Below are 14,798 nucleotides of genomic sequence, written 5' to 3' on the forward strand. Positions count from 1 at the left end.
CAAAATCATTAGGCCGCCTCCCGCTGTTGGCCACAAGCCGATGCCGGCTCGACTACAGCGAACGCCGGATCGAATTCGTCTAACAGGCTAAAAAATGTTCGCGCTGCCTCGGAATCCCCTTCCACCGTCAGCCAGCCGCGGTCCATCGCCTTTTTGAAGTCGCCACCATTCGCAAAGATTTGTGTCAGGCCAGCACGCTCGGTCAGCACGCGTGCCTGGGCAGCGTCGCCATGACTGCCGGCGCGGTGAGTGAGCGCACCGTGGCTGAGCACGAGACGGTGCGAGCGATTCTCGTCGCGCATCGTCCAATCCAGCCGCAGTGTCAGCGCGGCCGCCTCGCGCCCCTTGACGCGAATCGCCAGGAAATCAAGCAGCAGTGACACGGGCAATTGAGCGATCATGCCAGGACTGACCGTGTTGCCGGCCACCGCTTGGCTCGGACTCCCATGTCGCAATTCGCGCGACGCCAGCAGATAGGCATTACGCCAGGTAGCCGATTCGGCCTGGTAGCCGAGTTGTTCGAGCGCATCCGCGCCTAGCTGTCGCGCAGGCTCGCACAACGGATCGGCAAATACCGCGTGATTCATCAGCTGAGCGACCCAACGAAATTCTCCGCGGGCGTAATCCGCGCGGGCTCGCTCGATCACTGCCGTGATGCCGCCCATGTAGTCGATATACTTGGTACCGGCCGCAGTGGGTGCAAGCGGATGCAGGGTCGAGGGATTGCCGTCGTAGGGTCCCATATAGAACGCATAGATGGCCTGAACGTTATGCACAACCGCGCCGTAGTAGCCACGCGTATGCCACTTGCGGGACAGCCCTTCAGGAAACATCAACTTTTCCGCGATGTCGCGAGGGCCCAAGCCGTGGCTCATCCAGCGCAGCGTCTGGTCGTGCAGATAGCGATACAGATCTCGTTGCTCGACGAGGAACGTGTTGATGCGCTCTTGTCCCCAGATCGGCCAGTGATGCTGTGCGTAGACGACATCGACGCGACCTGCATAGGCGTCGATCGATTCGTCGAGATACCGTGCCCACGCGAGTGCATCGCGTACCTTGGCGCCGCGCAGCGGGCAAAGATTGTGCATCGTATGGCACGCGTTCTCCGCCATGTTCAGTGCCCGCAACGACGGAAAGAAAAAATTCATTTCCGATGGTGCTTCGGCGCCCGGGGTCAACTGGAACTCAATCTCGAGTCCGTCGATTACCATCGACTCGCCTGTCCGCGCGATCGTTCGTGTCGGCGCAATCAGCCCCGATGTGCCACGGCCCACCGCCTTGCCGAGACCGCTGTCGACATGGGCAAATATGCCCGCATCAAGTGACGTACCGAACTGGAATTCCGAGCGGCGACGCATTGGAACGCCAGCCAGCACGGCTTCCGAGACCGCTTCTTCGAGAAATCCCTCGGGTGCGATAACTTGCACTGCGCCGGCCGCCACGTCCGCACTATCGATCACGCCGCGCACGCCGCCAAAATGATCGCGGTGGCTGTGACTGTAGAAAACCGCGAGGACTGTCCGCTCGCCGCGGTGCGCAGTGTACAGCGCCAGCGCAGCACGCGCCGACTCCTCGAAGGTCAGCGGGTCGATCACGATCAGCCCATGATCGGTCTCGACGAACGTGATGTTTGCCAGATCGAAACCGCGCACCTGATATATCCGGTCGGTCACCTTGAACAGGCCGTGAATATGATTCAGACGCGCGAGCCGCCACAGGCTCGGATTCACCGAATCGGGCGCGGCTTCGTCCTCAAGAAAACCGTACCGCGTCTGGTCCCAGATCGCTTCACCATTGCTGTTGTAGATCACCGGGGGCTCAAGCGTTCCGACAAATCCATGCCGGGCATCGTCGAAGTCAGCTGTATCGTCGAAGTCCAGCGTGTCGCGCACAGTCGCGTTATGGACGATCGTCGCCGGATGCGCCTCTTTCGGTTTGATTATCGTGTCGCTGTCAGCCGCCACGGTCGCGGTGTCCCGTGCAATCGTGGTCATGCGACCTCCGCGTTCGTGAAATCGATCACGGTCCGGCCGATCACACGGCCAGCATCGAGCGCGCTTAGCGCCGTATTGATCTCGCGGGCGTCGCAGGTCTGTATTGGAAGCCGGGCGAGCTTGCCCGCCTTCGCCAGCTCGACCGTGGCTTCGAGATCGGCGATGGAGCCAACGAACGAACCGACGATCGAAAGCGAACGTTGCGCGATCGGCGGGATCGGTATTGTGGCTTGGCCGCCGTGCAAGCCGCAAAGCACATAGGTGCCGCCTTTGCGCAGCGCCGTGTAGGCCAGTTCGAGCGTGGAAGGAAGGCCGACAAAATCCAGCGCGCCGCCAAGCATGTTGCCCGCGAGCTTCATGAGCGCCTGGGCCGCCTCTGCGCTGTCCGTGCGCGCCGCCTGCGTGGCGCCGAGTGAACGCGCGGCCTCCAGTTTCTCTTCTGAGAGGTCGCAAGCAATAATGCGTTCGATACCGCGCGCACGAAGGATCGAGATTGCGGTTAGGCCGACGCCGCCGCAGCCGATTACAGCAACGTGATCATCGGCTTCGAGCGTCGGTAGCTTGCTGACAGCGGCATAAGACGTAACACCAGAGCAGGCCAACGTTGCAGCAAAAGCGTCGTCGATGCCGTCGACATTGACCAGGTAGCGCGCGTCGGGCACCACAAGGTGCGTGGCGAACCCGCCCGGCAGGCCGATTCCCAGGTTGCGCTGCCTGGCGCATAATTCGGTGCGCCCCTTGTCACATGCCCAACAGGCACCACAAGCGATCCAGGGGAACGCCAGACAGCGTGCGCCCGGGGCCAACTCGGTCACGGCGTCGCCCACCGCCTCCACAATTCCGAGTGGCTCATGTCCCAGTGTCAGCGGCGGGACGAGGCCTCGCTCGCTGAGCGGCGCGCGGCGGCCGCCGCCCAGATCGAAGTAGCCATGCCACAAGTGGAGGTCGGTGTGACACAGGCCCGAGTGCGTGACGCGAAGCACGACCTCGCGGCCTTTCGGCACGGGTGTCTCACGCAGGCGAGCCTGCAACGGCCTGCCGTGCTCCGTGACTTCGTAACTCAACATTTTTGTCTCCTTGGTATGTTCATGAATCGGTGTCGCCATGCGGCCGGAATTCCACCGATCCCATACCGTTGTCGCCAAAATAGCGGACCAGGTCGATCCCGTAATCTGCCGTATTCCTCAATGCAGGCGTGGATACCGGCCATGAATTGAAACCGGTCGGAATCTGACATTGTCGTAGCGCGCTGATCGTCCAATCGTGTGCCAGCATCTGGATCTCCACTTACTGCACCAGAGCGCGCATTCCGGCATTGAAGTTCACCATCGGCGAGCCCGACGCGCCGGTGGTCGTCTTGCGGATCTTGCCCACGAACATCTCATGCGTGCCCAGAGTCGTTGTATGGATGACATGGCATTCGACATTGGCCAGCGCGTCGGCCAGGATTGGGAGGCCGTCTAGCCCCGAATCCCACTGCCCTTCGGCGAAGCGCGAACAGCCCTGCGGCTTCTTCAGGAAATTCGTCGCCACGCCCTCATGCGTGTGCCCCAGGATATTCGCGACGAATTTCGCATGGGTTTTCAACGGTTCAAGCATGGAGGAATCGCGGTGCACGAAAAAGCCCACCAGCGGCGGTTCAGCCGAAATTGCAGTCAGGCTGGACACCACCATACCGCTCGGATTGGCGACGTCGCCCGTCGTTATCGCGGACACGCCAGCCGCCAGCATGCGCATGGCCGCCTTGAAATCTTCGACCGAACTACTGTCCGCGCGCTCATTGCGCACAATGTGCGCGCGAATCAGACCAGCTTCGCTAACCCAGTTGAATTTCCGGGCGAAACCTACCATGGCGTCAAATCCAGCCTCCCAATCCGCATCCCCCGCTTTGCCCGACAGAAATCGAATGACTTGAGGATTGACCCAGATATGTTCATCATCGGCACGCTGACCGACTCGCGCAATAGCTCGATCCAACGAAGCGCTCGGTTGCTCGTCGACCAATATCTCGAATTGCTTGAAATGTGACGGTGCGATCAGCGTGATCGCACCACTGTTGGTCATATGCAAACGCATTGCAGGTCTCCGTATTGCCTGATTTCAATTAGTCCAAACGCCACTCTCATTTCGTTCCAAGTTAGTGCCTTCATTGCTTCGCGGACTCAGCGCGCAATCAAAAAACGATGGAAAACCGGGAGTCATCCTGAACATATCCAATCCCGGGTAAGCAATCGTCAGCAAGACCGACGACGGGAGTACGATTGGTTGTTGAATTGATTCTAAGACGTTCAACAGACCCGGCTCAATTCAAAAAACTCGCTTTCTGTATTGATGATTTGACATCAATACTGCTTGGCTTTCGACGCGACGTTCGCCGTTCTTGCATTCGCGTCCGCGGAGCGCAGAGAAACCGCCTGCGCCGGATACGTGCCGGTGGACAGCTTGACCGTCGGGATCACCCAGTTCAGGCAGTGGCTGTACGGGAGTGCATAGAAGACGAGGCGGAATTTCCCGCGAGGCGATCGCAAAGTTCTAATTGGCAATCTCGAACGCGCCCGATGTCGCCATGCCGGCGTTGCGTGGCTTCGCGAACACGTTCCCCCGTATCTCCGTGCACAACTGCGAACAAACATGACTGAAGTCTTCGCCAGATATTCGGTCAAGAGCATCCATCGATAGCAATCGTCCGCCCGTCGATACTTCCTGCGCCATCACACGATATGAGCACGTGCCTCAAAAGTTTTGACGAATGCCAATTCGTGCCACAACCTGTTTGGCTGTCGCGCTATCTACTATGTTGTCGATGTCGGCGACTGCTAGACCTCCTCGCGAATTCACGCCGCTCGCGTCCTGATAACCCACCGCAGCGTATAGCCCCGTACGTTTCGACAGGCTGTACCAGGCGAGTGCGTAGAACTGGTTCGAGTGCTGATTGCCGACCTTCGTGCCATCCGCTTTCGTCACGCCAGCCGACGTCTGATAGTTCCAGCCCACCGACGTATAGAAGGCGGGCGTCCACTTGTATTGCGCGCCCAGATCAAACGTATTGAATTTGACCGCAGCACCGTTGAAGCCCGTCATATTGCCAAACTCAGCATTCGACCACGAACCGGCGAACGTCCACGCGCCCTTCGTGTATTGCGCGGCAATCATCTCGATCTGGTAGGAACGCGCGCTCACATAACCAGCGTCCAGTTGGTGGCTCAGCAGCGTCCCTGAGCCATTCGACGTGAACCAGCCGGTGCCACTCGTAGGTCCGGTAGGATTCTTGAAGAACTCGTAGGCCGCCCCGACTTTCAGGCCCACTCCCGTATCATATTGAGTACCGAAGTTATATTGCAGGCCATTGGTGACGTCACCCGCGACGCCGCCGAGAGCAAGTCCACCGCCGAACGTCAGGCCCTTGATATTTGGGCTTAGATAGCGAATCGAATTGTTTTGCCGCAGATTGATTGCGGCGTTGTCAAGATCGCCCGCGTGCATGGAAGCGCCATTCGAAGTCAGCGAGCCTGAGGTCAGCAGCAGTGTGAAATTGTAGACAGAATCGTACTGGCGACCCAACGTCACCTGCCCGAACTTCGCGCTCCGCAGACCGACGAAGATCTGTCGTCCCCACATCAGTCCGCCTTGACCCAAACTGCCGGCCGGAAGATTAACGCCCGATTCCATCGTGAAGATCGTGTGGAGGCCGCCACCGAGATCTTCGTCACCGCGGAAACCCAATCGCGAACCGGCCGTCCCTGAAAGAGAGTCCATTGCGACTTTGGAGCCGGCCGGCGTGACGGTCCCGTTCCCATTGCTCGTGCCAGTATTATTCGTGTACGTGATTGCCTCGTCGAGAATGCCGTATATCAGGACTGAACTTTGTGCATGTGCTGCGACGGTGAACATCGCCAATGCAGCGCCCGCGAAAGTCTTCTTCATTGCGGTGTCTCCAATATTTTTTATTGATCGCGTGATCAGACACAATCGGTGTCCGTCCGCGAAAATGAAAAGAAATCAAAAAAACGAATTCATTTCAGTCCCCGCACAGCAGCGCTGCAGGGCCACGCACCTACTCGCCGCATCTCATTCTCATAGTGATTATTTGCGGAGCTTCTTCACTTGCTGCGTGAGAGCAAGAATGGTCAAGCGCTTAGCGCGTGGGAAGGTCGCGAGGCAAACCTGCGTCGTTACCCTGCCAACATCGCGTTGGGGTTCCGTCCAATTTCCCAATGGCCGGCTTGCTGGAATAGCGGCAGTGCAATCGGCGTAAGCCCATTACTGTCCGTCATCTGCGGACGCATTCGCCTCCGCCTTTCTATTCGGTCCTTAGGCTGCAAGCTTGCTGTTGCGAGCCAGTTCCTTGCGCACTGCCGGAATGATCCTGTCGCCCCAGAGCTCGATCTGCCGGAGCATCGTTTTCTGGTCACAATCACCGAGCTGCGTTTGCAGAGCGATATGGTTCGGCTTCAGGATCTCGATTTCGGCGAGAAGCTTGTCAATCACCTGGTTCACGGAGCCGACCGGCAAGTTCTGACGCAACTGATCGAGCGTCATATCAGCGGCGCAGGGAGTCTCCTTCATCAGGTATCCGTCGTCTACGTCCATGCGACGGTCCTTCAGCGCTTCCGAGATACGGCGCGCCCAGCGTGCCGAGTCCAGGTATGCGCCGACCTCGGCTTTACTGTCCGATGCAAAGCCGCACCGCAAGAACCCGATCTTGGTCTGGCCGAGATCCTTGCCCAGCTGCGCGGCCAGACCTTCCAGCCTGTCGCGCAGAGCGCGCAGCGCGTCGTTGCCGCCATGCAGGACCGTTGTGAACAAGTTGACGTTCTCGCTGAATGCGCGGCCCAGCGTTGACGGGTTCATCGACGTGATCCAGAGCGGTATCTTCTTCTGCACTGTACGGACCGCAACCGAGGTGGGCAGAATGTCGAAGTGCTTGCCTTTGTACTCGAAGACCTTATCGTTGAGACCTTTGTTGAGGATGTCCCATACCTCATGGAAGATCTCGCCGCTGTTGGCGAGGTTGCAGCCGAACCGCTCAAATTCGAACTGCTGGTAGCCTGAACCGATGCCCAGTTCGAGGCGCCCATCGGACAGCGTATCTGCAAGACCGACCTCGGTCAGCAAGCGTGCCGGATGGTAGAGCGGAAGAATGCAAACCGCAGACCCCAGGCGGATTTTCGTCGTCTTGGCCGCTGCGTGAGCAATCGTCATCAACGGAGACGGCGACAGCGAGTAATTGTTGAAATGGTGCTCGGCGTACCACGCAGCATCGAAGCCTGCCTGTTCGGCTACGACCGTTTGCTCGATGGTATTGTGGATGACGCTCTGTGAGGTTTGAGCGTAGCTGCGCTGCTGCGCAAGTAGAAATACGCCGAATTCCATGATGGCATCTCCGTTGTAGTGGTTAATGGCTTACTGGCTGGCGCTAAGCTGAAGCGGATTATGAGCAGCCCGTGACCCATCGCACAACCCACATAATTTCTCGTTCTGTATTGCGAATTCGACATTAATACTCGCCCAATAGCGAGCATTCCGTGTAGTACATTAGCTTCAGCTATTTGAGGCTATTTCAGTGCTCGGACCAGTAGTAACCCTGTGACAATCCTGAAGCGCTTGCCGCGCGCAATGCGTTCTTGAAGGTCTGCGGGCGTCATCCGATGCGACTGGCCAGACGGAATGTGGATGAAGACCGTCTGCGCGACGAATCGACAATGTGCGGACTCAGGTATTCGGCCGCATTGGCATGCGTCGCTCCGTTGCCGCCGGGTTGCTTCGGTCCGTAACGGCGGCCATCGTGCCGTTCGAGTCGCGTGAAAGCCCTTGCGCGAACCTGCCTCAAAGCTCTGTTTGTTGCTTCGGCAAACAGGTTCATGGAGTGAGACGTTAGATCGATAAAACAGGACGACAATGAACGGACTGATGCAAGAACGGCAGCTCCTGATCTCCGATCTGATCGAGCATGCGGCCAACTACCATGGCGATCAGGAAATCGTGTCCAACCTTGGCGATGGCGATATCCATCGCTACACGTGGCGGGCAGCGCGCAGCCGCTCGAAGCAGGTCGCGAATCTGATCCATTCTCTGGGTGTGAGCGCCGGTCAACGTGTCGCGACGCTGGCCTGGAATACACACCGGCACCTTGAACTGTATTACGGGGTGTGCGGCACCGGCGCAGTCCTGACCACTGTGAACCCGCGCCTATTCGCCGACCAGGTCGCGTACATCCTGAATCACTCCGAGAGCACTCATGTGCTCTTCGATGTGGGCCTCTCCGGACTTGCGGAGAAAATTGCACCGCAGTGCCCGAATGTCAAAAGCTTCATCGCGCTGTGCGAAGTCGGTCAGATGCCCGACTTGGACCTTCCTGGGCTCGCCTGCTACGAATCCCTGATCGCAGCATGTCGCGACGTCTATACATGGCCCCGACTCGACGAAAACAGCGCCTCGTCCATGTGCTTTACCTCGGGCACGACGGGCAATCCCAAAGGTGTTGTGTACAGCCACCGATCCACGGTACTGCATGCCATGTCCACCTGCATGGCCGACTGCTTCGCTATTAGCGCTCGCGACAGCATCCTTCTAGTCGTTCCTATGTTTCATGTGAATGGATGGGGCATCCCGCATTCGTCCGCGATGGCCGGCGCCAAGCTCGTTCTTCCGGGCACGCAACTGTCCGGGGAAAGCGTCTACGCGATGCTCCGCGACGAGAAGTGCTCGGTGTCTTGCGGCGTACCTACCGTCTGGATGTCGCTGCTCGACTATGCGCAGAACGTGGATCCCGAACAGCGCCGCCGCGACATCGTCATGACGCGGGCGCTCTCGGGAGGATCGGCAGCGCCGCGCCGAGTCATCGAGCAGCTCGAGCAGTATTTCGGCGCCTATCTGTGTCAAGCGTGGGGAATGACCGAAACCAGTCCCGTCGTGACCGTTAACGTGCCCCTTGCCAAGCACTCGCATTTGACAGTCGATGAACGCGTTGGTCTCCAGATGCTTGCCGGTCGTCCGCTGCCCGGCACTGAAATCGCGGTGTTCGACCACGAGGGAAATCCGCTTGCGCGCGATGGCCGAACCACCGGACAACTGAAGGTGCGCGGCGCGTGGGTATCCCGCGCGTACTACAAGCACGAGCATGACGGATGGGACTCGGACGGCTGGTTCTCGACCGGCGATATGGGGACGATGAACGCCGACGGATTTCTCAAGATTACGGACCGCGTAAAAGACGTGATCAAGTCGGGAGGCGAATGGATTTCGTCGCTGGACCTGGAAAGCGCGGCCCTCAGCCATCCCGCGATTGCCGAGGCCGCAGTTATTGGTCTGCATCACTCGCACTGGCAGGAGCGTCCACTGCTCGTCGCGGTGAAACAACAGGGCATGGAAGTGACGGCCCAAGACATTCTGGATCACATGCGCCGCCACGTTGCCAAGTGGTGGCTTCCGGACGACGTGGTGTTCGTGGATGCCCTCCCCCATACCGCGACGGGAAAGCTGTACAAGGTCGCGCTGCGCAAACAGTTCGAGTACTTCCGGTTCTCGACGGATATTGGCAACGCCTGAGGTTAGACCTATGCAATCCGAGAAAACAGTTCTTATCACCGGATCCGCGTCAGGTATCGGCTATGCGAGCGCCATGCGCTTCGCCAGCGATGGATGGCGCTGCGTGCTGGTTGACTACCAGGCCGGAGCGTTGCAGCATTTGCTCGCAAAAATGCCGCAGGCGAAGCAGCCGCACCTGATTCGTGTCGTCAACCTTATGGAGCGGCCGGAAATCGCGACACTCGCCGCGGATATGCCGTATCTCGATGCCCTGATCAACAACGCGGGCATGTCGGACAGCACGCAATTGCCGCTCACAGCTATGACGCAAGAGCAGTTGTCGCCGCTAGTCCGTCTGAATCTCGATGCACCCCGGCTGATATTCCAGACGCTCGAAAACAGGCTCAAACCGCACGCGCGCGTCGTCAATGTCGCGTCCGGCGCCGGGCTGCATGCCATCCCGTTGCGCGGCGCGTACTCCCCCACAAAAGCGGGTGTCATCGCGCTCACAAAGGCGCTGGCCCTTGCACGTCCGGATCTGGGTGTGACAGCCCTTTGCCCAGGTTTTGTTCGCACGGAGATCGTCCGCCGCCTGATCGACTCGGGTCGACTAGATCCGGTTCGCGCAGCGGGGAAAACGCCCCTCGGTCGTATTGCAGAGCCAGCTGAACTTGCCGAAGCGCTGTTCTTCCTTGGCAGCGAAGGCGCTCGCCCTTTGTCCGGCTCTGCTGTGTCCGTGGACGGTGCATCTTCGGTCTACGGCGGATCTGTCCAGTGCCCCCCGGCCGCGTATGACGTTCTGCCCATGGACACCGAAACGTACATCGAGGTCGTGGGGGTTGCCTCAGGCGCCGGGCAGAACTGGATGTCGCTACAGACGGGTAACCGCGATGCCGGATACACCGCGGTGATCGACGCCTCCGTACTGGACGCGCCGTATTGCCAGTGCCTGAACGCGGCGCATGAAGCGGCGGCGCGATTCGCCCGCGCCCATACGCGCAACGCCAGCCTCACGCTTTTGCTACCCACACAATCCATGGACTGGAGCACTTGCGGTGACGAGGCGGCGGCGCGCATGTTCGTAGCGACACAGGCTTGTGAATGGGGCTCAAGCGGCCTGCGCATCAACTCCCTCGAGGTCCACGCCCATACGTCGGTCGATGAGGTGCGGCCCATCACCCGCTACATGGCCAGCGCGGCGGCACAATTTCTGACCGGCCAGTCGTGGGTCGTCGCTTCCTACGAGGGGCAGAGCCGTGAGTCAATTTGAAAATGCCATGTCGTGGCTGGGCCTGGCTGGACGCACTTGCGTTGTAACGGGCGGTGCCGGCGGCATCGGATCGGAAACGGCCATGCAAATGGCGGCGGCGGGCGCGAAAGTCGCCGTTGTCGATCGAACCGAAGCACTCGGTGCTGATGTCGTCAACGATATCCAGCGGGCGGGCGGCACCGCAATCGCCATCGGCTGTGACGTATCCGACGTCGCGTCCGTGACGCTCGCTGCCAGAACGGTAATCCGCGCGCTCGGCCCCGCACGAGTTCTGGTCAACAACGCAGGTATCGGCGGGGGTGGCCGTACCGCCGTGCTGGATGCATCGGTCGACGAATGGAACCGTCTGCTGTCTATCAATCTGACCGGGGCATTTCTTTGCGCCCAGGCATTTGGCGCTCAGATGCGCGACGCGGGAACAGGCGGAGCCATGGTGCACGTCGCGTCGATCGGCGGCGACATCGCAATACCGAACGGTATTTCATACAGCGCCAGCAAGGCGGGCGTCCTCATGCTCTCCCGGCAACTTTGCCTGGAACTCGCGCCATTCGGCATTCGCAGCAATTGCGTCAGCCCCGGACTCGTCCGCACTCTAATGAGTGAGGCCTATTACCGGGACGAAGGCCGCCTTCAGGCACGCAACAAAGCTGTACCCCGCGGTCGGATTGCAACCTCAAAGGACATGGCGGAAGCGATTCTGTTCCTGTCCAGCGACCGGTCCGACTATGTCAATGGTGAAGATCTTCTGATCGACGGCGGTTTGAGCCAGGTTGTCATGGCGAACATTCCGCGAATCTGATTGGCTATCCAAGCACCACTCGAATTAATAGAGGAAGTCACAAAATGGAATTCAACACCCTGCTGGTCGAGATCAACAACAAGATCGCGGTTGTTACGCTGAACCGTCCGGAAAAGCGCAACGCCCAAAATTCGGAGATGCGCAATGAAATCATCGACTGTTTCGACGTGCTCGGCGCGCGTGACGACGTGTCGGTCATCGTCGTGACGGGTGCCGGTTCCGCGTTTTCGGCCGGCGCCGATCTCACCGACCGCAAGGATCTCTCGCAGCCCGGTGCGTTTCCGAAACATCACCGTATCGTCCGCGAATCGGCCTATGCGATCCGCGAATGCCCGAAGCCCATCATTGCCGCGATCAACGGCGCAGCCATGGGCGCCGGCTTTGGCATCGTCATGAACTCGGACATCTGGGTGGCATCAGAAGAGGCTTACGTCTCAATGCCTGAAATCAACGTCGGCCTCGCCGGAGGCGTCTCGTTTCTGAATCGCATTTTCAGCCAGTCGCGGGCCCGCCGCATGTTCTATACGGGCATGAAAGTCACGGGACGTGAACTGTATCGACTGGGCCTCGTGGAAGCGTGCACGACAAAAGAAGAACTGCTGCCGTTCGCGATGGAAATTGCCAAGGAAATAGCGTCGAAATCGCCTATCGCGTTGCGCCTTGCGAAAGAAGCGGCGCGTCTGACCGAGAACATGCCGCTGCGCGAAGCGTATCGCTACGAGCAAGGCAACACCGAATTTCTGTCTAAAACGGAAGACTCGAAGGAAGCACAGCGCGCGTTCATCGAGAAGCGTGCCCCCGTGTATGTAGGCCGCTGATCAATTACAGAACCTGAAAAATACGTGGCGACGCCTCTGTCAGCTATAGCCGCCCTATTAGATTAAACCGAGTCAATCATGAGCGAAGTCGATCAGGTGAAGGATGAAGCGTTTTATGCAGCGTTTCGCAAAAAAATCGCTGAATACATTGAAGCCAATGTGCCCGCTGACGTGCGCGCTGCTACGCGCGCGAACAGGAAACTGGGCCGCGATCTGCTGAGCCGATACACGGCCGCGATGGCCAAAGGTGGACTCGGCTATTCGGCGCCGGGTTGGACCAAAGAGTTCGGCGGCCCGGGTTGGGACGTGATGCAACGCCTGATCTTCGAAGAAGTGACGGCGGCAATGGACTGTCCGCAACTGTATCACCACGGTATTGGCCACATCGGCCCCGTCATCCAGGCATTCGGCACTGACGAGCAGAAAGCGCGCTTCCTACCTCCGATTATCGACGGTACGGAATGGTGGTGCCAAGGCTATTCGGAACCCGGCGCGGGCTCTGACCTCGCCTCGCTCAAAACCTCCGCGGTTCTGGATGGAGCCGGCGAGCATTACATCGTCAACGGCCAGAAGATCTGGACGTCGCACGCCCAGGAAGCGGACATCATGTACACGCTAGTGCGGACGAGCAACGAAGGCAAGCGCCAGGAAGGTATCACGCTGCTCCTGATTCCGATGAACACGCCGGGCATTGAAGTTCGCCCGATTCGTACGATCGACCAGTGGCACCACGTCAACGAGGTGTTCCTGAAGGACGTCAAGGTTCCGGTATCCAATCGCATCGGTGCCGAAGGCCAAGGCTGGTCATACGGCAAGTTTCTGCTCGACCGCGAGCGCCTTAGCCCGGCACTCATGCCGCGCCTGCTCCGTCATGTCCAGCAGGTGACCCAGCTGGTTCAGGACAAGATCAAAGAAAAAGGTGCTTCACCGTCGCTACTGAAGGCGCTCGACCGCTTGCTCGAAGTGGAAGCCGGCGCATACGGGACACGTGAAATCCTGCTGTCGGCGATCAGGGAGGACATGGCAGGCACACTACAGTCGTCCAAGTCGTCAGCACTGAAGATGGCGTGTTCAAAACAGAGTCAGGAAGTGACATCGATTGCAATGGACGTGCTCGGACCTGAGTATGCCGCGCGCCTACAGCCGCTAACAACGTCGGACGACGAACTGAACCTCGAACGCAACTTTGTCCATACGTACCTGTTCTACCGCTCGCGCACGCTGGCGGGCGGTTCGACGGAAGTCCAGAAAAACATCATCGCCAAGACGATCATGGAGCCGGGCTATACCGTGGCCAATATTCTCTGTGGCGACATGTTTGACTCGTCGGCACGTTTGGCCGCTGCTTCCGAAGCGCTGGCGGGCAATGCCGTAGAAGGAAACGCCTCAGGCAAGTGGCAGCAAGCCCTCGAACTGGGCTGGCAGTCGGTTCTGGTTTCAGAAGAGAACGGCGGCATCGGTGGGACGCTCGCCGATCTCGCCTCAATTGTCGAAGCGGCGTCGCGTTATCCGAACGTCGCTCCACTGGTCGAGCGTTGTGCCGTGGCCCCGGTTCTCCTCGAAGCAGCGGCTGCCGCACCGACGGTATCTCCGGTGCTCGAAAAACTGCTGACCGGCGAAGCCTCCGTGTCGCCGGTTCTGCAATCGTACCGGGGCACTCCGCTCCAGGCTGCCACGGTCAGTCTCGAAGGAAACGTGCTTCGCGGTTCCGTACGCGGTTCCAACGAAAGCGAGCCGGCAACGCACGTCGCCTTCAATGCGTCCACCACGGAAGGTCAGGCATTGGTGCTCATCGAGCGCGCGCGGCTGGCTGAACGCGCCCGGTTCTTCGGCGGGATCGACGGTACGGTGACCGCAGACTATGACGTTGACGGCCTCGAGCTTAACGAAGACGAGATTGTTCTGGCCGGTCCCGCCGTCAACGTCGCGGTTAGCCAGGCTCTGCAGATCGGGGCACTGTTGACATGCGTTCAGATCGTGGGTGCGGTCGGTGCGCAGGTCGAACAGACGATCCAGTACCTCAACGATCGCGTGCAGTTCGGCAAACCGCTGGCTGTTCACCAGGCGCTCCGGCACAACGTCGTCGACTGCTATGTGGCCTACGAGGGGATCAAGGGGCAAGTCGCTCGCCTGATCGAAAGCTTCAACGGCAGTGACGACTGCGCGATTGACCGCCTGGTCATACTGACCAAGATGTTCTGCGCAGGCGTCGCCAGGGAAGTTGGCCATGCAGTGATTCAGATGCACGGCGGCATGGGTATGACGGTCGAGATGCCCGCGACTCAACTCTGCATGCAGTCACGCACTGCAGCGGAACGGTTTGGCAACCGTAGCCAGTGTCTCGACTGGCTCGTCGCACAAACCTGAATACCGCCCTGCTTCAGGCTCCC

10 protein-coding genes and 2 pseudogenes are annotated in these 14,798 nt (G+C 59.4%); 6 read left to right on the plus strand and 6 right to left on the minus strand.

Annotated elements, in window-relative coordinates; translation table 11 throughout:
• Nucleotides 1-8: 8 nt before the first annotated feature.
• The 6 genes from PQR54_RS24450 to PQR54_RS24475 form a co-directional block, all read right to left on the minus strand.
• Nucleotides 9-1,892: an alkyl/aryl-sulfatase gene (locus tag PQR54_RS24450; RefSeq protein WP_408250181.1), complete on the minus strand. Its 1,884-nt coding sequence runs from the start codon at nt 1,890-1,892 to the stop codon at nt 9-11.
• Between the two features lie 98 nt (nt 1,893-1,990).
• On the minus strand, nt 1,991-3,100 hold the full coding sequence (locus PQR54_RS24455) for an alcohol dehydrogenase (RefSeq protein WP_408250183.1): 1,110 nt from the start codon (nt 3,098-3,100) through the stop codon (nt 1,991-1,993).
• Nucleotides 3,081-3,269, minus strand: coding sequence for a hypothetical protein (locus tag PQR54_RS24460; RefSeq protein WP_171928465.1), 189 nt, complete (start codon nt 3,267-3,269; stop codon nt 3,081-3,083). Before PQR54_RS24460 ends, PQR54_RS24455 begins: the two co-directional genes overlap by 20 nt.
• A gap of 12 nt (nt 3,270-3,281) precedes the next feature.
• Nucleotides 3,282-4,070 (minus strand): flavin reductase family protein, encoded by a 789-nt coding sequence (locus tag PQR54_RS24465; RefSeq protein WP_171928466.1) that lies wholly within the window; start codon nt 4,068-4,070, stop codon nt 3,282-3,284.
• 657 nt (nt 4,071-4,727) lie between these two features.
• Complete coding sequence (locus PQR54_RS24470) at nt 4,728-5,918, minus strand: porin (protein WP_171928467.1); 1,191 nt, start codon at nt 5,916-5,918, stop codon at nt 4,728-4,730.
• A gap of 387 nt (nt 5,919-6,305) precedes the next feature.
• The gene (locus PQR54_RS24475; protein ID WP_408250186.1) at nt 6,306-7,367 is read right to left on the minus strand and encodes an LLM class flavin-dependent oxidoreductase; all 1,062 of its coding nucleotides are present in this window, start codon (nt 7,365-7,367) and stop codon (nt 6,306-6,308) included.
• 525 nt (nt 7,368-7,892) lie between these two features.
• Between PQR54_RS24475 and PQR54_RS24480 the strand changes: the two genes are divergently transcribed.
• From PQR54_RS24480 to PQR54_RS38940, 6 genes and pseudogenes are all read left to right on the plus strand, one after another.
• Nucleotides 7,893-9,542, plus strand: a complete 1,650-nt coding sequence (locus PQR54_RS24480; RefSeq protein WP_408250188.1) for a long-chain fatty acid--CoA ligase — start codon at nt 7,893-7,895, stop codon at nt 9,540-9,542.
• A 10-nt stretch (nt 9,543-9,552) separates the two neighbouring features.
• Nucleotides 9,553-10,791, plus strand: a complete 1,239-nt coding sequence (locus PQR54_RS24485; RefSeq protein WP_408250190.1) for an SDR family oxidoreductase — start codon at nt 9,553-9,555, stop codon at nt 10,789-10,791.
• Entirely contained in the window at nt 10,778-11,590 is an 813-nt protein-coding gene (locus PQR54_RS24490; protein WP_408250192.1) for an SDR family NAD(P)-dependent oxidoreductase, read from the plus strand. The genes PQR54_RS24485 and PQR54_RS24490 overlap by 14 nt, the downstream gene beginning before the upstream one ends.
• A gap of 44 nt (nt 11,591-11,634) precedes the next feature.
• Nucleotides 11,635-12,408, plus strand: a complete 774-nt coding sequence (locus PQR54_RS24495) for an enoyl-CoA hydratase/isomerase family protein (protein WP_171928470.1) — start codon at nt 11,635-11,637, stop codon at nt 12,406-12,408.
• A gap of 78 nt (nt 12,409-12,486) precedes the next feature.
• Nucleotides 12,487-13,680: pseudogene (locus tag PQR54_RS38935) on the plus strand (acyl-CoA dehydrogenase family protein); the annotation flags it as partial.
• A gap of 669 nt (nt 13,681-14,349) precedes the next feature.
• Nucleotides 14,350-14,775: pseudogene (locus tag PQR54_RS38940) on the plus strand (acyl-CoA dehydrogenase family protein); the annotation flags it as partial.
• Nucleotides 14,776-14,798: the final 23 nt, after the last annotated feature.

Source organism: Paraburkholderia phytofirmans, assembly GCF_046028095.1.
Taxonomy (GTDB): Bacteria; Pseudomonadota; Gammaproteobacteria; order Burkholderiales; family Burkholderiaceae; genus Paraburkholderia; species Paraburkholderia phytofirmans_A.

What these genes read in the sequence shown, in the direction of transcription:
- PQR54_RS24455 (WP_408250183.1), bottom strand. Translation starts at nt 3,100, where the DNA reads ATGGCGACACCGATTCATGAACATACCAAGGAGACAAAAATGTTGAGT.
- PQR54_RS24460 (WP_171928465.1), bottom strand. Translation starts at nt 3,269, where the DNA reads ATGCTGGCACACGATTGGACGATCAGCGCGCTACGACAATGTCAGATT.
- PQR54_RS24465 (WP_171928466.1), bottom strand. Translation starts at nt 4,070, where the DNA reads ATGCGTTTGCATATGACCAACAGTGGTGCGATCACGCTGATCGCACCG.
- PQR54_RS24470 (WP_171928467.1), bottom strand. Translation starts at nt 5,918, where the DNA reads ATGAAGAAGACTTTCGCGGGCGCTGCATTGGCGATGTTCACCGTCGCA.
- PQR54_RS24475 (WP_408250186.1), bottom strand. Translation starts at nt 7,367, where the DNA reads ATGGAATTCGGCGTATTTCTACTTGCGCAGCAGCGCAGCTACGCTCAA.
- PQR54_RS24480 (WP_408250188.1), top strand. Translation starts at nt 7,893, where the DNA reads ATGAACGGACTGATGCAAGAACGGCAGCTCCTGATCTCCGATCTGATC.
- PQR54_RS24485 (WP_408250190.1), top strand. Translation starts at nt 9,553, where the DNA reads ATGCAATCCGAGAAAACAGTTCTTATCACCGGATCCGCGTCAGGTATC.
- PQR54_RS24495 (WP_171928470.1), top strand. Translation starts at nt 11,635, where the DNA reads ATGGAATTCAACACCCTGCTGGTCGAGATCAACAACAAGATCGCGGTT.